The organism is Acinetobacter lwoffii (genome assembly GCF_024129435.1).
GTDB classification, from domain to species: domain Bacteria; phylum Pseudomonadota; class Gammaproteobacteria; order Pseudomonadales; family Moraxellaceae; genus Acinetobacter; species Acinetobacter lwoffii_F.
In genome coordinates this window covers 21,298-42,842 of sequence record NZ_JAMXXN010000016.1, presented here as the reverse complement: position 1 = coordinate 42,842, position 21,545 = coordinate 21,298, and the positions used below count along the sequence as shown (strand labels likewise).

The 21,545-nt window shown below is 41.8% G+C and carries 19 protein-coding genes; 14 read left to right on the top strand and 5 right to left on the bottom strand.

What is annotated here, in order from left to right:
• The first annotated feature begins 5 nt into the window (after positions 1–5).
• The 12 genes from panB to NI455_RS10800 all read left to right on the top strand — a co-directional run bounded on the left by panB (position 6) and on the right by NI455_RS10800 (position 12,614).
• The gene (panB, locus tag NI455_RS10855; protein ID WP_253114112.1) at positions 6–815 is read left to right on the top strand and encodes a 3-methyl-2-oxobutanoate hydroxymethyltransferase; all 810 of its coding nucleotides are present in this window, start codon (positions 6–8) and stop codon (positions 813–815) included.
• Position 816: 1 nt separating this feature from the next.
• Positions 817–1,665 carry a pantoate--beta-alanine ligase gene (panC, locus tag NI455_RS10850; RefSeq protein WP_253114110.1) on the top strand — a complete coding sequence of 283 codons (849 nt, stop codon included), beginning with the start codon at positions 817–819 and terminating at the stop codon, positions 1,663–1,665.
• Positions 1,666–1,683: 18 nt separating this feature from the next.
• Positions 1,684–2,535, top strand: coding sequence for an RNase adapter RapZ (rapZ, locus tag NI455_RS10845; protein WP_004278335.1), 852 nt, complete (start codon positions 1,684–1,686; stop codon positions 2,533–2,535).
• Positions 2,532–2,801, top strand: a complete 270-nt coding sequence (locus NI455_RS10840; RefSeq protein ID WP_044109984.1) for an HPr family phosphocarrier protein — start codon at positions 2,532–2,534, stop codon at positions 2,799–2,801. The genes rapZ and NI455_RS10840 overlap by 4 nt, the downstream gene beginning before the upstream one ends.
• 2 nt (positions 2,802–2,803) lie before the next feature.
• Positions 2,804–3,337: a ribosome biogenesis factor YjgA gene (gene yjgA / locus NI455_RS10835; protein ID WP_004278333.1), complete on the top strand. Its 534-nt coding sequence runs from the start codon at positions 2,804–2,806 to the stop codon at positions 3,335–3,337.
• A gap of 713 nt (positions 3,338–4,050) precedes the next feature.
• A complete protein-coding gene (locus NI455_RS10830; RefSeq protein WP_253114108.1) occupies positions 4,051–5,319 on the top strand; it encodes a sensor histidine kinase in 1,269 nt (422 codons plus the stop codon).
• A gap of 86 nt (positions 5,320–5,405) precedes the next feature.
• Positions 5,406–8,156, top strand: a complete 2,751-nt coding sequence (glnE, locus tag NI455_RS10825) for a bifunctional [glutamate--ammonia ligase]-adenylyl-L-tyrosine phosphorylase/[glutamate--ammonia-ligase] adenylyltransferase (RefSeq protein WP_253114107.1) — start codon at positions 5,406–5,408, stop codon at positions 8,154–8,156.
• 24 nt (positions 8,157–8,180) lie between these two features.
• Complete coding sequence (locus tag NI455_RS10820; protein ID WP_004278329.1) at positions 8,181–9,107, top strand: branched-chain amino acid transaminase; 927 nt, start codon at positions 8,181–8,183, stop codon at positions 9,105–9,107.
• Positions 9,108–9,235: 128 nt separating this feature from the next.
• Complete coding sequence (locus tag NI455_RS10815; RefSeq protein WP_004647484.1) at positions 9,236–9,958, top strand: hypothetical protein; 723 nt, start codon at positions 9,236–9,238, stop codon at positions 9,956–9,958.
• 38 nt (positions 9,959–9,996) lie between these two features.
• A complete protein-coding gene (locus NI455_RS10810; protein WP_180040542.1) occupies positions 9,997–10,740 on the top strand; it encodes a hypothetical protein in 744 nt (247 codons plus the stop codon).
• A 2-nt stretch (positions 10,741–10,742) separates the two neighbouring features.
• On the top strand, positions 10,743–11,549 hold the full coding sequence (locus NI455_RS10805; RefSeq protein WP_253114105.1) for a glycosyltransferase family 25 protein: 807 nt from the start codon (positions 10,743–10,745) through the stop codon (positions 11,547–11,549).
• Between the two features lie 12 nt (positions 11,550–11,561).
• A complete protein-coding gene (locus NI455_RS10800; RefSeq protein ID WP_253114103.1) occupies positions 11,562–12,614 on the top strand; it encodes a glycosyltransferase in 1,053 nt (350 codons plus the stop codon).
• Here the strand turns inward: NI455_RS10800 and NI455_RS10795 are convergent.
• The 5 genes from NI455_RS10795 to NI455_RS10775 all read right to left on the bottom strand — a co-directional run bounded on the left by NI455_RS10795 (position 12,603) and on the right by NI455_RS10775 (position 17,680).
• Positions 12,603–13,703: a glycosyltransferase gene (locus tag NI455_RS10795; RefSeq protein ID WP_253114101.1), complete on the bottom strand. Its 1,101-nt coding sequence runs from the start codon at positions 13,701–13,703 to the stop codon at positions 12,603–12,605. The two genes, NI455_RS10800 and NI455_RS10795, sit on opposite strands and share 12 nt — an antisense overlap.
• Positions 13,704–13,747: 44 nt before the next feature.
• Entirely contained in the window at positions 13,748–14,614 is an 867-nt protein-coding gene (locus tag NI455_RS10790; protein WP_253114099.1) for a lysophospholipid acyltransferase family protein, read from the bottom strand.
• 18 nt (positions 14,615–14,632) lie between these two features.
• Positions 14,633–14,854 carry a hypothetical protein gene (locus tag NI455_RS10785; protein WP_004278319.1) on the bottom strand — a complete coding sequence of 74 codons (222 nt, stop codon included), beginning with the start codon at positions 14,852–14,854 and terminating at the stop codon, positions 14,633–14,635.
• Positions 14,855–14,968: 114 nt separating this feature from the next.
• A complete protein-coding gene (gene aspS / locus NI455_RS10780) occupies positions 14,969–16,753 on the bottom strand; it encodes an aspartate--tRNA ligase (protein ID WP_005107847.1) in 1,785 nt (594 codons plus the stop codon).
• A gap of 162 nt (positions 16,754–16,915) precedes the next feature.
• Positions 16,916–17,680, bottom strand: a complete 765-nt coding sequence (locus NI455_RS10775) for a DUF4184 family protein (protein WP_253114097.1) — start codon at positions 17,678–17,680, stop codon at positions 16,916–16,918.
• Between the two features lie 140 nt (positions 17,681–17,820).
• Here NI455_RS10775 and znuD point away from each other — a divergent pair, with 140 nt between their 5' ends.
• Entirely contained in the window at positions 17,821–19,935 is a 2,115-nt protein-coding gene (gene znuD / locus NI455_RS10770) for a zinc piracy TonB-dependent receptor ZnuD (protein ID WP_253114095.1), read from the top strand.
• A gap of 106 nt (positions 19,936–20,041) precedes the next feature.
• Positions 20,042–21,505 (top strand): phospholipase D-like domain-containing protein, encoded by a 1,464-nt coding sequence (locus NI455_RS10765; RefSeq protein ID WP_253114094.1) that lies wholly within the window; start codon positions 20,042–20,044, stop codon positions 21,503–21,505.
• The last annotated feature ends 40 nt before the right edge of the window (positions 21,506–21,545 follow it).

Genomic DNA, 21,545 nt, shown 5'->3' with positions numbered 1-21,545 from the left:
TTTTCATGGTCAGTCTGAGTGATTTAAGACGCTTTAAAGCAGATGGACGCAAATTTTCATGTCTGACTTGCTATGATGCCAGTATGGCCAAAGCCATGGAAATTGCCGAAGTGGACAGCATTTTAATTGGCGATTCTCTGGGAATGTCAATTCAGGGCCGTGATTCGACTTTGCCGGTCACGGTTGCGGATATGGCCTATCATACGGCTGCGGTACGCCGTGGTAACCAGCATGCCTTTATCATGACTGACTTGCCATTTATGAGCTATGCTACCTTGAATGATGCCTTGCAAAGTTCGAAAACCGTGATGCAGGCTGGCGCGCAAATGGTGAAAATGGAAGGCGGTGCATGGTTGGCGGAAACCGTGCAAGTGCTGACCCGTAACGGTATTCCGGTGTGTGTGCATTTGGGTCTTACTCCGCAGTCGGTACATGTCTTTGGCGGTTATAAGCTGCAAGCCCGTACCCGTGAAGTGGCTGATCAGCTCATTGCAGATTGTAAGGCAGTCGTAGAGGCAGGTGCTGCACTATTGCTACTTGAATGCGTACCGGCACAACTGGGCCAAGAAATCACCGAGCTGTTTCCGCAGATTCCCGTGATTGGCATTGGCGCGGGCGCAGCCACAGACGGCCAGGTGCTAGTGGTACAGGATATGCTGGGTCTGACCTTTGGCCACACTGCAAAATTTGTACGTAATTTTATGCAAGAACAATCGGGTGCGACAGCCATTCTGGATGCTTTTAAAGCCTACCATGCTGCAGTTTTAGATGGATCTTTCCCGGCACCCGCACAAACTTTTCAGGTTGAATTGTAAGATGAAAACAGAAACCACCATTCAGGGCTTAGCGGCATCATTAAATCCGGCGCGTACCAATCGCAAGATTATCGGTTTTGTACCGACTATGGGCAATCTGCATCAGGGACATTTAAATCTGGTGCGTGAAGCGCGTAAGTTGTGTGATGTAGTGGTGGTCAGTATCTTTGTCAATCCAATCCAGTTTGGACCCAATGAAGATTTTGACAGCTATCCGCGCACGCTTGAGCAGGACCAGCAGCTTTTGGCAGAAGTTGGTTGTGACATCGTGTTTGCGCCGACGGTTGAGCAAATGTATGGTAAAAAACCGCGTCTGACCAATATTAGTGTTTCTGACATTACCAATGATTTATGCGGTTTGCAGCGTCCTGGCCATTTTGATGGCGTGGCGGTGGTGGTCACTAAATTGTTTAATATCGTACAGCCGAATTACGCCTTCTTTGGCCAGAAAGATTATCAGCAATTGGCGGTGATTCGTCAGTTTGTACAAGACCTGAATATTCCACTGGAAGTGATTGGTGTGCCGATTGCCCGTGCAGAAGATGGCCTGGCTTTAAGTTCGCGCAATGGTTATTTAAGCGAAGAGCATCGTGCAATCGCACCGGTCATTTATCAAAGCTTGCAAAAGGCTGAACAGCAATTACATGCAGGCGTGGAACTGGAGACAGTATTGGCGGAGATTCGCCAGACTCTAACCGATACTGGGTTTGTGGTGGATTATGTTGAAGTCAGAACTCCAGAATTACAAAAAATTCATACGTTTAATCAAGATCTTGTGTTATTTATAGCTGCAAAGCTGGGGAATACACGTCTGATCGATAACCTGCAGGTTAAATACACTGCCGGCTAAGATGAAAGGGTAGCATGCATGAAGCGCATTTTAATTGTTACAGGACAATCTGGTTCGGGTAAATCATCTGCATTACAGGTGCTTGAAGATCTGGGTTATTACTGTATTGATAATCTGCCTTTGGCATTGCTTCCCGAAATCGTGGCAAAGCTGGACAGTGAAAATAATCTGGAACAGTTGGCGCTGGGCGTCGATGTGCGTAGTACCCGGGCAGATTTACAAGAATTTGATCATGTATTTGAGCAACTGCAACAGCATGGTTCGGTTGATATTATCTATCTGACTACACAGGATCAGGAGCTGATTGCCCGCTTTAGTGCTTCGCGTCGGCCGCATCCTCTGGCGTCACGCTTTAAAAGTCTAAATCAATGCATTCAGGAAGAGAAAATCCTGTTGATGCCGATTCAGTTGCGTTCTACGGTGCATATCGATACCACCGATAAAAGTGTGCATGATCTGAAACATACCTTGTTGTCCAAGCTTGGACAGGCCGATAACCTGATCCTGATTCTGCAATCCTTTGGTTATAAGCATGGCATTCCACTGGATGCCGATTATGTCTTTGATGTCCGGCATTTGCCGAATCCGCATTGGGAACTAGAACTGCGCAAATTTTCAGGACTAGATCAGCCGGTGCAGGCGTTTTTACAAAAGAGCGATCAGGTCGAGGATATGTTCAATGATCTGTATCATTTTCTGGACAAGTGGTTGCCGACCTTTGCTGAAGGGCATCGTCATTATATGACCGTGTCGATTGGCTGTACCGGTGGTCAGCATCGTTCTGTTTATATTGTGGATAGACTAAAAAAAGCCCTTGAGGCAAAATGGTCTATTCAAGTCCTCCATCGAGAAATGAAGCACTGGTCATGATTGATACGACAGTTGACGTAATTAATAAACTGGGTTTACATGCACGCGCATCTGGTAAACTGATAGAAGTTACCACCAAATTTCGTTCCAGTATCCAGATTGGCAAGGCTGACAAATTGGTAGATGCCAAAAATATCATGTCATTGCTCATGCTTGGTGCAGGCAAAGGAACAACTTTACGCTTAGTGATTGAAGGAGCAGATGAGGAAAAAGCCTTATCTGAAATTCAGGCACTATTTGCAGCAAAATTTTATGAGGCAGATTAATCGTGGCACGTCGACCGAACAGTTTAACTGAAGAAGATTTTGATTCTTTAGAGGGACGCGCAAGTAAGACCGAACAGAAAAAAGCAGTCCAGCGTATGGCTGCTTTAGGTGCGCAGCTTGCAGAGCTGAGCGCTAAACAAATTAAAAACCTACCTGTAGATGAGCGTTTGATTGACGCATTGCTTGATGTGCAGGCAATTAGTTCACATGAAGCACGTCGTCGTCAATTTTCACGGATTGGTAAATTATTACGCAATGAAAATGAAACGGTAATTTTGTCTTATTTAACACCGAAACAAGGTCTTAAAAAGACAGCTCAATTACAGCGTTGGGTGGATCGAATTGTCAAAGATGGAGATCCGGCCATCAATGAATTTACCAAAACCTATAATGCGACAGAGCGTCATACCTTACGTCAACATTATCTTCGGGTACACCGTGATTTAAAGAATCAAGCACCTGAAGAAGAAGTGAATGCTTCTAAATTAAAGCTGTTTAACTATGTACAGCAAGTGGCCTTGATTTCTGACAATTAAGTAGCCATGTAAAAAAGCGGTCTTTTTAGGCCGCTTTTTTTATAGCTATTCTGAGCCGATTGGTTTGACGTAGACATGCATAGCCTATAAGTGATCTATCTTAATATTTCTATTCCAGCTTCTAAAACTGCACTGAGGATAAAAAACACAAAATTTTCGCAATTAATTTGTTAATGAATGTAAGTTCTTTACAATTCTCAGTGGTTTTTTGGGTCTGTTTTTAGTTGAAATGCTGATATTTAAATATTTCTTACATTGGAATTGTTAAGATATTTTAAAAAATTAAAAATTAATTCTGAGCATTATTAGGTAGATGAAGCCTGATATAAAATCTATTTTTAATCATAAGGTCAAACTATATAGTTGAAAAATCATTAGCTTTTACTTTAAATAGAGTAAAAAGCGATGGTGGGTATTTTTTATTCAGTACTGTGTTACAGTAAATACAAATAAAGATACTTATTTTAGGTGAGATATATTAATTTCAAATACTTATGTAGGTTTTTTTAGAATAGTAAATTTTCAAGTTATTCTTAATCAATTAAATATCAGTACCTTGCAGTTAAGAATGTATCTGGATAGAAACAGGTTAACAAATCCTTTAACCTAGAGGTGGGTTTTCATCGTTGAGTAAATATAGAATCTTTGTTATTGATTGTATGAATTTGGTCGGCTGTGTTTTCTTTATTCCATAAACATTCAGAGAGGCAGACATGGAACTAAAACTGCTAGAGGTCGGTCAGAATACGGAGCTATTAAGCTCGTGCCGTATATCTCTCATTTTAGGTGTCTATACCTCCAATAACCTATTAGACACCTTTTGTAAGATCGCCCGTAAAGTTTTAAACGTTAAAACCAGCATTATCGGCTTCCACACGGAACCGTATATCTGGTACAGCTGTCCGCGCGGTTTCCGGGCCTTGCACGCCCCGCAGAACGTGAATCTGCCTACATATCTGCAACAGGCAGAGGTCATAGATCAGACGCATCCTGCTTATACAGAACTGTCAAATTATGTGAAAGATCTCGGTGTAGCGCATCAGAGATTAGTCGCCTTTAATTTAAAATCAAGTAGCGGTGTGTCTTTTGGACAGGCCGTTTTCTTTGATGATCAGACCGAACTGTTTGATCAGGACGATATTGCCACTATTAAACAATTTGCTGAAAGTTTAGTGATTCGAATTCAGCTCAATCAAGAACATACTGAACTGAAAGAATTATACGAGCAGCAATGCGCACAAAATTTCAGTAAAACCAAATTTTTCCAGATTATTGCGCATGATCTGCGTGCACCGTTTCACGGCTTGCTCGGCTTTTCCGAAGTGCTAGCGCAGGAACGTGACACACTGGATGAATCCAGTATTCAGAGTATTGCGGATTATTTATATGATAATGCACAATCGACCTATAACCTGCTGGAAAGCCTGTTGACTTGGGCGATGGCAGAGGGTGGACGCTTTGTTTATCATCCGATCAATTATGAATTGAAACAATCCAGTAATATTGTGTGCAGTGTGCTGAAAAGTCTGGCCTTAAATAAAAAAATTGAACTGGTTGATAATATTCCTGAAGACATCAAGGTACATGCGGATATCAACATGATTACCTCTGTCTTGCAGAACCTGGTGTCGAATGCGCTTAAATTCACCCCGGTGAATCAAGGCGGTAAAGTGATTTTAGCTGCAGAAATGGAAGGCGAGCAGGTCAAGATTACGATTCAGGATACTGGCTTGGGCATGACTGAAGAGCAGATGCAGAATCTGTTTAAACCGACTTTGGGTGTGAGTGTCAGAGGCACAGCTGAAGAGAAAGGGGCAGGTTTGGGTCTGGTGCTCTGCAAGCGCTTTATTGACCTGAACCATGGTCAAATTGCTGTAGATTCCAAAGAGGGTCGGGGTACGACCTTTACCGTGCATTTACCGATGGTCACCAATGATCATCAGGCACTGGTGCTTGAAGATGTACATATCGAGCAATCTTAAAGAAGTAAATTTCAAGCTAAAACATTCCCACTGAGACAAAACTCCTGCTATAACTAAGCAGAATGTTTCAGGGGAAGAGTTGAGTGATGAATGCGGCACAATTGCAGAAAACCTTAAGAGCCAGCCAATATGCCGAACAGGTATTGGCCAATCACCAGAGTCTACTGGAACAGGATTATGCAATTGACCAGTTTCAAGGCTCACTCAGTCGGGAATATATTGATCAGCTGGTGCAGCACTGCATCCTAAATATAAGCGATGAAGCAACGTGGATGCGCGCAATGCGTATTTTGCGGGCTCGATTGATGTTTCGTTGGATCTGGCAGGATGCCAATCAACTCACCGATGTCATTACCCTCACCCAAGAACTCTCCGATTTTGCCGATGCCTGCATCTGTGCAGCGAAAAATTTTGCCCGTATTCCGGTCGCTGCCAAGTATGGTCAGCCGATTGGTTATAATGGAAAAGTTCAGGATCTGATTGTCATCGCCATGGGGAAACTCGGCGCCCAAGAACTCAATCTTTCCAGTGATATTGACCTGATTTTTGCCTTCGACGAACAGGGTGAAAGCGATGGGCGTAAATGTATTGATGTGCAGCAGTTTTGCATCCTGTGGGGACAAAAACTGATTCATTTGCTGGATCAGATCACGGCAGATGGTTTTGTATTCCGGGTGGATATGCGCCTGCGTCCCTGGGGCGATGGTTCGGCGCTGGCCATTAGCCACGCGGCCTTGGAAAAATATCTGAGCCAGCATGGACGTGAATGGGAGCGTTATGCTTGGATTAAAGCACGTATTGTTAATCCAAGTCCGGAAGGTGACGAGCTGCTGGAGATGACCCGTCCATTTGTATTTCGCAAGTACGTCGATTACAGCGCGTTTGAAGCCATGCGCGAAATGAAAGCCATGATCGAGCGCGAAGTACAGCGCCGTAATATTGAAGATGATATCAAGCTCGGAGCCGGTGGCATTCGCGAAGTCGAATTTATCGTGCAGGTGTTTCAGCTGATTTATGGTGGAGCCAAACTTGAATTGCAGGATCGCCAGTGTCTGGTGAATTTGAATCATCTGGATGATGCCGAGTTACTGGATGAACAGGCGGTAAAGGATCTGGAAGATGCTTATTTATTCCTGCGTCGGGTCGAGCACGCAATTCAGGCCCTGAATGATCAGCAAACGCAATTACTACCGACAGAGCCAGAGTTAAGGGCACGGATGACGGACACACTTGGTTTTGCTGATTGGGAAAGCTTTATGGCATATCTCAATGAAAAGCGTGACAAAGTGATGTATCAGTTTGATCATTTAATCAAGGAAAATGGTCCAGATACCCTGGTTGAAAGTTTTTCACAGCTGGAAAAAAAACTCAAAGAAGTGTTGGATGAGAATGCGAAAAATCTCGTTTATGAGTTCTGGAATGGGCATGCCTTAAAGAAATTACCGGCAAAAGCGGTGCAACGTTTAAAAACCTTCTGGCCGCATTTAATTGAAGCTGTTTTACAATCAGATGATTCTCAGGTGGCGTTGGTGCGCTTGATGCCCCTAGTCGAATCGGTGATGCGCCGTACGGTATATCTGGTGATGTTAATTGAGAGCAAAGGGGCTTTGCAGCGACTGGTGAAGATGGCCACGGTCAGCCCCTGGATTTGTGAAGAACTGACCCATTATCCGGTACTCTTGGATGAATTCCTGTCGATGGATTTTGAATTGCCAAAACGTCAGGATCTGGAAGATTCCTTGCGCCAGCAACTTTTACGGATTGAAATTGATCAGGTCGAAGACCAGATGCGGGTCTTGCGCCTGTTTAAAAAATCTAATGTTCTGGCCGTTGCCGCCAGTGATGTGCTGGCTGAAAGTCCTTTAATGAAAGTTTCCGATGCTTTGACCGATATTGCTGAAGTATCGGTGAATGCAGCGCTGCATCTGGCTTATCAGATTGTTGCGAAAAAGCATGGTTTTCCACTGGATGCTGAAGGGCAGCGCTGTTCAGTTGAGCATACGGCTTTTGCAGTCATTGGTTATGGTAAAGTCGGTGGAATTGAATTGGGTTATGGCTCGGATCTGGATCTGGTGTTTATTCACTATATGGGTGAACAGGCCGATACCGATGGACTTAAGCCGATCAGTGGCTTTGAATTTGCCATGCGGGTTGCACAAAAGTTTATGTCACTGATGACCACGCAAACCCTGGATGGACGCGTATATGAAGTCGACACCCGCTTGCGTCCATCGGGCGAAGCTGGGCTTTTGGTCACCAGTTTAAAAGCCTTTGAACAATACCAGTTCAAAAGTGCCTGGCTATGGGAGCATCAGGCACTGGTGCGAGCCCGTCCAATTGCGGGTGAAATGAGCTTGCGAAAAAAGTTCGAAGTCTTGCGCCGGGATATTTTGATTCAGCCTCGCGATGAAAATTATGTACGGGCAGAAGTACTGAAAATGCGTCAGAAAATGAAGGAGCATCTCGGTTCTTCTAAAGAGCAAAAAAAAGATGGTATTTTTCATTTAAAACAAGATGCAGGTGGTATCGTAGACATCGAATTTATGGCACAGTATGCGGTGTTGGCCTGGAGTGGGACGAATAAAGATCTCGCCCATTTCTCCGACAATGTACGAATTCTTGAGGATGCCGCAAAATCAGGTTGCTTATCCAGCGACGATGCGACTGCTCTGATTCAAGCTTATCTCCGTGAACGCGCCGAGAGCCATCGCTTAGCCCTTGCAAATCAATCCATGCAAGTGTCTGCAAGCGACTGGCACGATACCCGAATGACCGTTTGCAAGTTATGGCAAAGACTAATTGATCCGAGTGCAGACTTTGCACTGGATAGTGAATAATTGTGAGAAATTGGAGTTTGTGGCATGAATTTGGCTGATCGTGATGGTTTCATTTGGCAAGATGGACAACTAGTTGACTGGCGTGAGGCAAAAACTCACGTATTAACACATACTTTGCATTACAGCATGGGCGTGTTCGAAGGTGTCCGTGCTTATGAAACCCCGAATGGAACGGCTATTTTCCGTCTAAAAGAACATACGAAGCGTTTGTTGAATTCTGCAAAAATTTATCAAATGAAAGTTCCATTTGATCAAGCGGCATTAGAACAGGCTCAAATTGATGTTGTTCGTGAAAACAAATTAGCGTCTTGCTATTTACGTCCAATTATTTTTATTGGTTCTGAAAAACTCGGTATCGCTGCAACTGACAATACCATTCATGCGGTAGTTGCGGCATGGAGCTGGGGTGCTTACCTTGGTGAAGAAGCGATGGCGAAGGGTATTCGCGTAAAAACTTCTTCATTTACCCATCATCATCCGAACGTGACCATGTGTAAGGCTAAAGCATCAGGTAACTACACCTTGTCGATTCTTGCGCATCAGGAAGTGGCACATTCAGGTTATGACGAAGCAATGCTGCTCGACCCACAAGGCTATGTATGCCAAGGTTCAGGCGAAAACGTATTCCTAGTACGTGATGGCGTGATTCATACGCCTGACATCGCAGGTGGTGCGCTGGATGGTATCACTCGCCAAACCATTATTACCATTGCTAAAGACCTGGGTTATGACGTAATTGAACGCCGTATTACCCGTGATGAGTTCTACATCGCAGATGAAGCATTCTTTACCGGTACTGCTGCAGAAGTAACACCAATCCGTGAATACGATGATCGTCAAATTGGTGAAGGTGTGCGTGGTCCAATCACCACACAAATCCAGAAAGCATATTTTGATGCAGTTCAGGGCAAAGACCCGAAATATGCACACTGGTTAACGTATGTGAAGTAATTAAGAGTTTACTGATTGAAAAAACCTCTCATTTGAGAGGTTTTTTTTAACGGATGTACTTATTCTGCTGAACTTATGTCATCATATTCACCATCAAGAAGATTTTAAGATGAGCTTAGGCATACGCAATGAGTAACATCGTTATTTGTATGAAATGGGGAACCAAATACGGTTCGGAATACGTCAATCGTTTATACAATATGGTTAAACGACATACGACAGTCGACTTTAAAATGGTCTGTCTGACGGATCGTACTGAAGGCATTGATCCTGCAGTACAATGTTTCCCTATTCCACCTTTGGCATTGCCTGAAGGTGCGCCTGAGCGTGGCTGGAACAAGCTATCTACTTTTGAGCCTGATCTGTATGGTTTGGAAGGCAATGCATTATTTCTCGATCTTGATGTAGTGATTGTCGATAATATCGATGAGTTCTTTACTTATCCAGGTGATTTCCTGATTATCCATGACTGGAAACGGCCGTGGCGTATTACCGGTAACAGTTCGGTTTACCGGTTTAAACTGGGTGCTTTCCCAGGTCTGTTACCTTATTTCCGTGAAAACTTTGATGAAATCCGTAAAAAATTCCGTAATGAGCAAGCCTATTTGTCTTGGTATGTAGACCGTGAAGGTAAACAGACCTATTGGCCAGAGAGCTGGTGTAAAAGTTACAAATATCACTGCCTGCAAAAAATTCCGATGGCTTATTTTAAGCCGCCTGTGAAACCTGAAGGTGCTAAAATTATTGTATTCCATGGTGAAATTAATCCGCCAGATGCAGTGAATGGTGGTGGTGGGAAATGGTACCGTTATGTGTTGCCATCGCAGTGGATTAAGGATGCTTGGCAGTAAGCTGAATCAATGAGAAATTGAAAGAGATTTAATTTCAAATGCCGGTAAGAAAGAAAAGTAAGTTCGAACAATGGTTTTCATTTAGTCGTCATCAGCGTCGTTTTGGTGCTGAAAAGATTTATGCGCAATTTGGTCAAGCCGATTTAAATCAGTTAAAAAATACCATCATTGATGGGGATCAAATTCAATATACGCATGGTTCGGCCAAAGATCTCAATGAGCATATTGAGCAACTCAAACAGGAGTTTGTGGGGCAGTCTGCATTAAATCATTTCCATGCCAGTCTGATTGTTTTAATTCGCCGTGAAGTCGATACTCAAAATAATTATGATAAATTCAAGGCATTATGGATGGCTGAACGAAATTTTCTTGTACAGTCATTGAATATACGCTGGCTGATTTCAGCCTGTGATACTTTTATTGATTTTGATGAAGACGTAACTCTAAAAGCCATTCTGATGAATGCAGTGGTATTGATTAATACGCTTAAGTTACAGGAAACAGAACGTTTTTTGTGTGATCAGTCTTTAACTGTAAATCAGGAGCATCAGCAGTTATTACAACAACAGCGCTATGCCTTATTTGATGGTACTTCTGCATTTGCAGTTGGAACAGATGATACTTTACGTAATATGCGCTGGCGACTAGAACAAGTGTGTAAAGCTCATGAGCTTGGTCAAATCGTGATAGAAATTTTTGACCGTCTTCAACTTGAGCAGAATGAGAATGTTTATTCACGTTTTAAACAGCGTCATACTCGTGAAAAGACGAGATGGTGGTAATTGTGAATACTTTAATTATCAATTTAAAAAGTTCACAGGATCGTCGTGATTTTCAAAAAAGACAATTTGGGAAATTAGGACTGGATTTTGAAATATTAGAAGCATTTTCAGTTGCTGATCTGAGTGAAGAACAATACCAAAAATTCGGTTTTGGCTGGCAAAGGCCTTTGCGTAAAGTTGAGGTAGCGTGCTTTCTCAGTCACCAAAAAGCCTGGGAAGAGGTACTGAAGAGGAATCAACCTTGTTTAATTCTTGAAGATGATGCAGTACTGGCTTCAAATGTAAAAGAAATTTTAAACGAAATTGAGCAGCATCAATTTTTAGATGTGGACTTAATTAATCTGGAAGTAAGAAGTCGTAAAAAAATTATAAGTCGAAAACCTGTATGCACCTTAAATCATACTCAGGTTAAATTATATGGTTTATATCAAGATCGTACTGGAGCAGCAGGTTACATTCTCTATCCAAGTGGTGCGAAAAAACTATTAGATCGTTTGGCGAAAACAGCGCCAGCGATTGCAGATGGATTTATATTTTCGGCTTATGAGTTACAGTGTTTGCAAGTCGAACCTGCAGTGATTATTCAAGAAGACCAGCTTGGCGCATATGGCCTCCTGCAACAAGGGCGTTTTGATTCGACCATTGGCCGTTCTGAACATTTTAAGCCTGAATTCAGCTCTATCAAAGAAAAATACAAGTTTAAAAAAAGACGGTTAGCGGGACAAATTGCGATGGCGATACGATATTTACAAGTCATGGGGAAAGCAGAAAAAAGACTGATTAACCTAGATCAAGAAAAATTTATTTAGGATTAATACTGTATGAAAAAAACAATCGTATTAGCCATTTTTACTTTACAGGGAAATGGCGCTGAACGTTTTGCTTTAACCTTGGCAAAGGGCCTAATTGATGCAGGTCATGAAGCACATATTGTTTATTTTAAAAATATTATTGATTTACCGATACCTGAAGGCGTAAAACTCCACTTTTTTGATTATCAAAAATATCGTGCAATTCCTAAATTTATGCGTTCCGGTATTGCAGCCAAAGCATTTGATAAATTTGTACTAAAAAATATTGGGATCCCTGATCTTGTCCTATCAAACTTATTTCCTGTTGATTTTATATTATCAAAAAGTCAGTTACCGAATGTTCATTTAGTCATTCATAACACGACGAGTTTGGAATATGGTGAAAGATTAGAGGGAATGAAAAAACAGTTGGATAAAGTTTATTTAGCCAAGCCTTGTGTAGCAGTAAGTAAGGGTGTCGAAAAAGACTTTATTAAAGTATTTGGCTCAAAAAGTCGGATTACTACAATTTATAATCCGATTGATGTGGAACAAGTGGTTTCAACAGCAAATGAATATATTCCTGATATTGAAAAACCATATATTGTAAATGTTGGGAAGTTTAAGCAACAGAAACGACATGATATTTTAATTAAAGCTTATGCAAAAGCCAATGTTCAAGAAAAGCTGGTTTTGGTCGGGACTGGTGAACTATTAGAAACTTCTAAAAAATTGGTTAAAGATTTAGGGATAGAAGGCAAGGTTATTTTTACAGGCTTCAAAAAAAATCCCTATCCATATATTAAGCATGCAAAATTTATGGTTTTGTCGTCTGATTTTGAAGGGTTGGGTTTAGTAATTTTAGAAGCTTTAGCTTTGGGTATTCCCGTTATAAGTACTGATTGCCCTTCGGGTCCCAATGAAATTTTACAAGCTAATAATCTCGTTGCTGTAGGCAATATTTTTGAACTTTCGCTTAAAATCAATCAAGCATTAAAAGAGGTAGATAATTATTCAACAAATTTGAATCCATCTTTTACCCAAACTTATGCTGTTGCGGAATATATACGGTTAATCGATTAACTTAATAAATTTATCAGCCATCTCTTTAATATCGTAACGTTTTGATAAGTTTGGGGGAATTTGATATGGATTTTCTAATATATCTTCGATAGAATTTTTTAATTCTGCACGATTATTTGGTTGTACTAGACCGCGTTGCATATCAGGGGTAAAAAATTGATGTGATACTCCTTCGCTGCAATTATATGCAACGACATGAGTGCCATTTAATAGAGCTTCTCCAATAACAAGACCGAAGCCTTCTGTCTGAGAAGGGAGAACTAATATTTTACTTTTTTTAATATATTCGATAGGTTCATCCACCCAGCCAGTAAAATGAACACGATCGCTAATATTTAGTTGATTGACTAATTTTAAAAGTTTGTCTTTTCTTGCTCCATCACCAATAATAATCATATTTTTAATAATATGAGAATTTTTTAGAGCAAATAAAGCATGTTCAATTTGTTTGGAAGGTGATAAACGACCAACATAGCAAATATCCCATACTTTTTCTTTCTTTTCAGATTGTATTGTATCTTTTAAATTTAATCCATTATAAATAACATTTATATTAGAATTCTCTAAAATTTGAGAATATTTCAATTTTAAATCTTTATTAAGTACGATAAAATTTTTGTTTGAAAACACTTCCTTGAATTTATTAATAAATTTTCTCTTCTTATATATATTTCTTAATATTTTAATCGGATTTGAAGTTTTATTAAATTCAGGAAGAATGTCTGCTTGTGACCATATCCATATATTTGGATGATTAATAAATGATATGCTTAAATATGCATACCAAATAGTTAATATAACAGCTTCAGGTTTTATTTCATCAATAAGAGACTGGAGTTGTTCTTTCTTACTAGATTCTAATTTTTTGTCTATTAATAACTTCCCACTAACAAATTTAATAGGAAAATCAATAGATTGAATATTGAAACTCTTAGTCTTTTCTTTATAATTATTTATATCAATTAAGGTTATGATGTTTATTTCATAGCCTCTCTCTTGCAGTTTTTTTGCAAGATTAAGAGTCATAATTTCTGCACCACCACCTTTAAGATGATCAATAATAAAAAGAATTTTTTTCTGATATTTCATTTTAAACCTAATTTTTAAGTTTTAATTTAAGTAGCTAATTTTTACTATGAGTAATATAAACTTTTGTCATTTTCCAACTTCCTAAACCGTTTATATCCCCACAAATACTGCTCTGGAGCGACATTAATCATGCGCTCCATTTCTTTATTTAAGGTATCCACAGAACACTGTAGGTCTTTCGACGAAATATCGTCAGAAAGTTGGGTCACAACAATATCATAACCTGACAAATCGTTGCGTCTTAGGCAACTCAGTCCAACCACAGAACATTGGGTTTTAGCTGCCAGTTTGGAAAGTAAGGTAGAAGATAGTGCATTCTGATTGTAGAAAAGTGAGTAGATACCACCACTTTCTTTAGGGACATGATCCGGTAAAATTGCAGAAAAACCACCCTGTTTTAAATGCTTAAACAAAACACGTACACCAGAATCATCTGTAGGGACCAGTGTGGCATTCAGGCGTTGCCGAGCTTCAAGCATAAAACGGTCAACATCCTGATTCTTGCTGGGCTTATACATAATCACAGGAGAAGTGTGCTGATTCACCCATACATTCAACAGCTCCCACGTACCAAAATGTGGAACTACAGCCAAGCAGCCCTGAGGATTTTGCAGAGCCTGGAGAAAAATATCTTCGCCATGCACCTCTCGAATTAAAGACAGCGCATATTCAGAAGATGATCCCCAAATCTTGACTGATTCTGCATACGTCATGCACTGGCTTTTGAGGCTACGTTTGGTCAAATCAGCTCGTTCAGATTCAGAAAGTTCTGGATAAGCAGAGGCCAGATTAATCTCAGTCACTCGGCGTGCAGAAGAATGACTGAGATACAAAATAGATCCAGCCAGTTGCGCAAGATTTTGAATGAATCTTAGTGGAAGCTTGGAGAAATTTTTGAGTAGGGTGTACATGGTATCCAGATGGTCAGATTATAGGTCTTTGTCCGGATTGCCCTTTAGCACCATATAAATCAAACCTACAAAAATCAGCAGGGCACCTAAAATACTGCTCAGGCAAAAATACACAATACGGTCATTGGTATCGAGGTTGAACAGATTGTTGGCAAGGATATAGCGCATGAACAGCCATTGAACCACTGAAAATACAATAAGCATAATGCTGCGATTACGAACTGCAGGACGCATAGCCATTGCTAATTACCTTAGATTAAAAACTGTGGCTATTATGCCACTGTTCCAGATGCGACTCAATCACACAAAAAAGCCCCACACGAGGCAGGGCTTTTTCACTTAAAACGTCAAGAATTATTCTTGAGATTCAGCTTTCGGTTTTTCACGTAAGCGAATCCCAAGGTCACGCAGCTGGTTTGATTCAACTGGTGCTGGCGCTTGAGTCAATGGACATTCAGCAGTCTTGGTTTTCGGGAATGCAATCACGTCACGAATAGAAGAACCGCCAGTCATGAGCATCACAAGACGGTCAAGACCAAATGCCAAACCACCATGCGGAGGAGCACCGTAACGTAATGCATTTAACAAGAAGCTGAATTTCTCTTCTGCTTCTTCTTCACCAATGCCAAGCGCTTCAAAGATCGCTTTTTGCATTTCAAGGTTATGGATACGCAGTGAACCACCACCGATTTCAGTACCGTTCAATACCATATCGTAAGCCACAGAAAGCGCAGCGCCTGGGTTGTTCTTCACTTCTTCTACGCTAGATTTTGGCAGCGTGAATGGGTGATGCACAGATGTCCATTTACCATCATCAGTTTCTTCGAACATTGGGAAATCAACCACCCAAAGTGGCGCCCACTCGCAAGTTGCAAGTTTCATGTCATGACCGATCTTCACACGAAGCGCGCCCATGGCATCGTTTACAACTTTCGCTTTGTCTGCACCGAAGAATACGATGTCGCCATTTTCAGCGCCAACACGTTTCAATAGATCAAGCACGATTGGCTCGATGAATTTCACGATTGGAGATTGAAGACCTTCGATACCTTTTTCAAGTTCGTTGACTTTGATGTAAGCCAAACCGCGTGCACCGTAGATGCCTACAAACTTCGTATATTCATCAATCGCGCTACGTGGAAGTGAACCAGCACCCGGTACGCGAAGCGCAACGATACGGCCTTTAGGGTCTTTTGCAGGACCTGCGAATACTTTGAACTCAACGTCTTGCATCAAGTCTGCAACGTCAACCAGTTTCAAAGGAATACGCATATCTGGTTTGTCAGATGCATAGTCACGCATTGCATCGTTATAGGTCATGCGTGGGAATTTATCAAACTCTACGTTTAGAAGTTCTTTGAACATCTTCACAGTTAAAGTTTCCATTAAATCCATGATGTCATCGTCACTCATGAACGATGTTTCAACGTCGATTTGGGTGAATTCAGGCTGACGATCCGCACGTAAGTCTTCATCACGGAAACATTTAGCGATTTGGTAGTAACGATCAATACCGCCCACCATCAACAACTGTTTGAACAGCTGTGGAGATTGTGGCAGTGCATAGAAGCTACCATTAGATACACGGCTTGGAACTAGATAGTCACGTGCACCTTCAGGAGTCGCACGAGTTAAGATCGGAGTTTCAACGTCTAGGAAGCCATTGTCTTCGAAGTAGTTACGAATCAGGTTGGTTAACTTAGAACGGAAGCGTAAACGATCTAGCATTTCTGGACGACGGATATCCAGGAAACGGTATTTCAAACGGATTTCTTCAGAAATATTGGTGTTTTCGTCATTCAAAGGGAATGGCGGAGTTTCAGACTGAGCAAGAACTTCAATTTCTTTACCCAAAACTTCGATTTGACCGCTCACCATATTGGCATTTTCTGTGCCCTCATAACGGCGACGCACACGGCCTGTAATTTTTAATACAAATTCTGAACGTACTTTATCAGCAGTTGCGAATGCTTCAGGAGTATCTGGGTCAATAACCACTTGAACAAGACCATCACGGTCACGCATGTCAAGGAAGATTACACCACCGTGGTCACGGCGACGGTGTACCCAACCGCATAATGTTACGGTTTGGTCAATTTGAGCTTCGGTTAAAGAACCGCAGTAATGAGTTCGCATCATAGCGTTAGAAATCCAACTATATGGGTTAAGGTCAGCGAATACGTAAACAGCGTACCGCTTTGAGTAAAGGTAGGATTATGCCTCTTTGGGCATGTTGTCACAAGAACTTGGGTCAAAAACAATATCATTTTAAAGTGAATAGGGGCAAAGCCAGTGCTTTGTTTAACCCATCCTGCGATCTCTATCTAAAAATAAAAACAATAAACAGCCCAGACTAAAGGTGATCAGAAAGCCTTGGCTAAATTCATTAATAGAGCGACCAGTAAAATAATAGAGGTCCGATTGCCAGACTTCTGTAGAGATATAGCGTGCATAATCCCAGACCGAAAATAGGCCGGTAAATATAGAAAAGAGCAATAAGCCCCAGGCAAAGGATTTGATTTTCACACTGACTGCAAGATATTGCTGATGAGTTTTATAATAATGCAGGCTCATCCACAGGATAAGAGGCAAGACAATCACTGAGGTGCCAATCTGTAAAATCCGATGCAGCGGATAGCTTTGTCCAAACAACTGAAAATGTTGGGCTAAGACTTCATGGAAGGCAAAAGTTCGAAAATCGACATGGGTTATTCCATCCCAGATTAAATGGGTGGCTGTACCAATGATGACTGCCAGAAACATCACCAGGATGAATTTTAGTGCTGAAAGGATATTGTGAATCTTTAAATCATGCTGAATACCGATGAAACGGTAAATCACGGGCCGGTAAATCAGGTACCAGACGGCACAAAAAGCCAAACCAATCCAGAGATCTGGATGAATCAGAGAAGACCATAAATGGGTGATATTCGAATTAGTATGAGTAAACAAGCGATGCAGATCGGGAACCATGCTCCCAATTGCCAGCGCAGCAACAGGAAGTCTATTCCCAGTCAAATATGAAATAGGTGGAGCAAGCACAGCATGCGATAAGGTAAAGGGCATAAAGACAATGTTTTAATGTAATCAAAAGTATTCAAAGGACATTCTAATAAAATATAGCACTGATTATCGTAAAGGATTGCAAAAATAATGAAATGTTATATTATAACATTAATCCAGATTACTGAATTTGAGCTTCGGTCATGTCCTTCCCTAAGAATCTAATAACATTGTCAATTTTTGCTGTAGTTGCGCCTACAGTATTTGCAGAGCAATCCTCATCTTCTATCCCGGTTCAGACCATGGACACTATTCAGGTGCAAGCTCATCCATTGGTGCAGACTGCGGCAGATTTTGCGGTTGCAGATCATGTCGTGGATCAGAAAGCGCTATCTGAACGTGCCACCACCATTGGGGATGCCTTGGCAGATGAGCTGGGTGTTTATTCTAATCAATATGGTTCAGGCTCAAGCCGTCCTGTGATTCGTGGTCAAGATGGTCCACGTGTGAAAGTGTTGCAGCATGCTTCTGAAACAGCGGATGTATCCACTTTGTCTCCTGACCATGCTGTCACCGTTGATCCGATTCTGGCGAAACAGGTGGAAGTAATTCGCGGTCCATCGACCTTGCTTTATGGTGCCGGTACAGTTGGTGGGTTGGTGAATGTCACTGATCAAAAAATTCCGACCCAGATGCCTGAAGATGGTTTGGAAGGTACAGTCGGCCTGCGTTATAACAGCGGCAGTGACGAAAAACTGGCAAGTGCTGGGGTAACAGCGGGTATTGGTGAAAACTTTGCTTTGCGTGTAGAAGGTTCAAAGCGTAAAGCCAATGATTATATTGCACCGGATTATTTTCATGAGCATGATGACGAATTAGAAAAAGAACGTCGTGTGGGCAATACTTTTGCTGAAGGGCAGACAGTCAATATTGGTGGATCATGGATTCATGATCGTGGTTTTGTTGGATTGTCCTATAGTAACCGTCAGGATCAATATGGCTTGCCGGGACATAGTCATGAATATCATGGCTGTGTTTTACATGGTGATCATTTTCATGGTTGTCCAACACCTGACCCAGATGCACCAGCCCATGAAGAGCATGGTGGACCATGGGTAGATTTAAAATCTGAACGCTATGAAGTACGCACCGAACTGGAACAGCCTTTTGCCGGTGTTGAAAAACTACGTGCACATGCCAGCATTACCGATTATGAACACGATGAACTTGAAGAAAGTGAAGTCATTATTAACTTTAAAAGCAAAGGTTATGACGGTCGTTTAGAGTTAGTACACGTGCCAGTTGCAGGTTGGGAAGGGGTGATTGGAACCCAGATTTCACAGCAAAAAATTAATCTTGCCGCATCAGAGCATGACCATCATGAAGATGGCGATGAGGACGATGAAGAACATCATGTTCATGGTTCAGGTGTCGTGATGCCGGACACAAAAACTGACAAATTCAGTCTTTTTGCTTTAGAGCATAAGCAACTTGGCGATGTGCATGTTGAACTTGGTGCGCGTGTCGATCATCAAAAAGTGAAAGTAGATTCGGATCAGAAAGATTATTCGGGGACTGGTGTCTCTGCATCCGCTGCTGCCAACTGGGAATTTGCACCGAACTACAAACTTTCTGTGGTGGGATCTCATCAGCAGCGTTTGCCTTTAGCTCAAGAACTCTATGCTGATGGCTTGCATTTTGCGACCAATACCTATGAACTCGGTAATCCTGATCTCGATAAAGAAACTTCAAATAATCTCGAGTTAGGTCTGCATTATGAAGGGGATAAACTGGATTACCATGTGCATGTCTATCACAACTGGTTTGATGATTATATCTATGGCGAAACGGTAGCGCAGAAAGGTAATTTACGTGGCGTGCAATATACCCAAGACAAAGCTAGATTTTATGGTACAGAAGCACAAGCCGGTTATCAGATCAATGATATGTATAAAGTCAGCGTCTTTGGGGACTATGTGCGTGGCAAGATTGAAGCTGAGAATGCACCACGTGTACCTGCAGGTCGCTTAGGCACCAAAGTAGAAGCAGACTTTGCCGATGGCTGGTCAGGTTTGGCTGAGTATTATCATGTCTTTAATCAGGACAAGATCGCCAGCTATGAAGATGAAACCCAAGGCTACAATATGGTGAATGTTGGCCTGAGTTATGCCAATAGCATTGCAGATAACAATGCTTATCGAGTTTATTTCAAGGCCAATAACCTGCTCGATGATCAGGTGTATTCACATACTTCATTCCTGTCTAATATTCCGCAGGTGGGTCGCAACTTTACTGTCGGCGTGCAGTATGATTTCTAACAGGTCTACTGAAATAATCGACCAAATCATCTAGATCTCACTGAAATCTACTTGAAAAATCATAAGATAAAACCTAGCCTGAGTATATTGGGTTAGGTTTTTTCTTATGCGTATCTTTCAACGAATTCACAATAAATTGAACTGGTCGAATCGCCGTTATGCGACTTTGATCATTAGTATGCTGGCTGTGGGTTATTTGGCTTCGGCAATCTACCACACGTATAAGCCTTTGCCGGAAGGTCTGAATTACACGGGCAAACTGCGTCATGCCGAAGTCAAGTTTCTGGCCGATCAGACTTATCTGGATGCCGAAGGAAAACAGCATTTAGATCATCGCATTTTTAATGAAATGCTGAAAATGATTGAAGAGGCCAAATCGCTGATTGTGCTGGATATGTTTTTATTTAATCAGCAAACCGGTGCATCTACGCAGCAGCATCAGGCATTGAGTCAACAACTGAGCGATGCTTTAATCAGTAAACGTCTGCTGCAGCCTGAGGTAGAAATCAAATTTATTACCGATCCGATCAATTCGGTCTATGGTGGAATTAGATCCGAGCAGTATCGGGAATTACGTCAGCACGGTATTGATGTGATTGAAACCAATCTGACGCCGTTGCGGGCTTCCAATCCAAGCTGGTCCGGCTTCTGGTATATCTGTTGCCAAGGCATTGGCAATAATCCGGAAACAGGCTGGTTGCCGAATCCATTTGGAACAGAAAAAATTACCCTGCGCAGTTATTTTGATTTGTTTAACTTTAAAGCCAATCATCGCAAAACTATGGTGGTGGATACCGATCAAGGCTGGAAAGCACTGGTCACATCCATGAATCCGCATGATGGCAGTTCACGGCATTCCAATATTGGTTTATTGGTCTGGGGGAGCACAGCTGTGGATATTTTGAAAACAGAACTGTCTGTGGGCATGATGTCACAAGCGAATATGCCAGCCATTGTCGCTGGGGATTTTCAGGCAGACAGTAGCCAGCCACAAGCTCAGGTGCTGACTGAAAAAGCCATTTATGATGCGATTCTGAATCTGATTCAGACCGCGAAAGCCAGTGAACAGATTGATCTGGCAATGTTTTATCTGTCTGAGCGAAAAATTATCAAAAGTCTGATAGCGGCCCATGAACGTGGTGTCAAAGTCCGGGTTTTACTCGACCCAAATAAAGATGCCTTTGGCCGTGAAAAGAATGGAATTCCAAATCGGCAGGTGGCTTCAGAATTGCACGAAGCGGGTATAAATGTACGTTGGTGTCATACTCAGGGTGAGCAATGTCATAGCAAGATCCTAATGAAGCGCAATGCTCAGCAAGCTGAAATGATTTTAGGTTCGGCCAATTTTACGGTACGCAATTTGAAAAACTATAATCTGGAAACCAATATGCGCGTGGTGGGTCAGCCTCAGGCCGAAGTCTTCCGGGATGCCCAGCAATATTTTGAGGGGGCATGGTCAAATCTAAATGGCCGTTCGATGAGCGTAGATTACACTCAATATGCAGAAAACTCGTTCTTTAAATATTGGCTGTATCGTTTTATGGAATGGAGCGGCTGGTCGACGTTTTAATTTTAAATCCCTCCTGACCTCCCTTTTTAAAAAGGGAGGA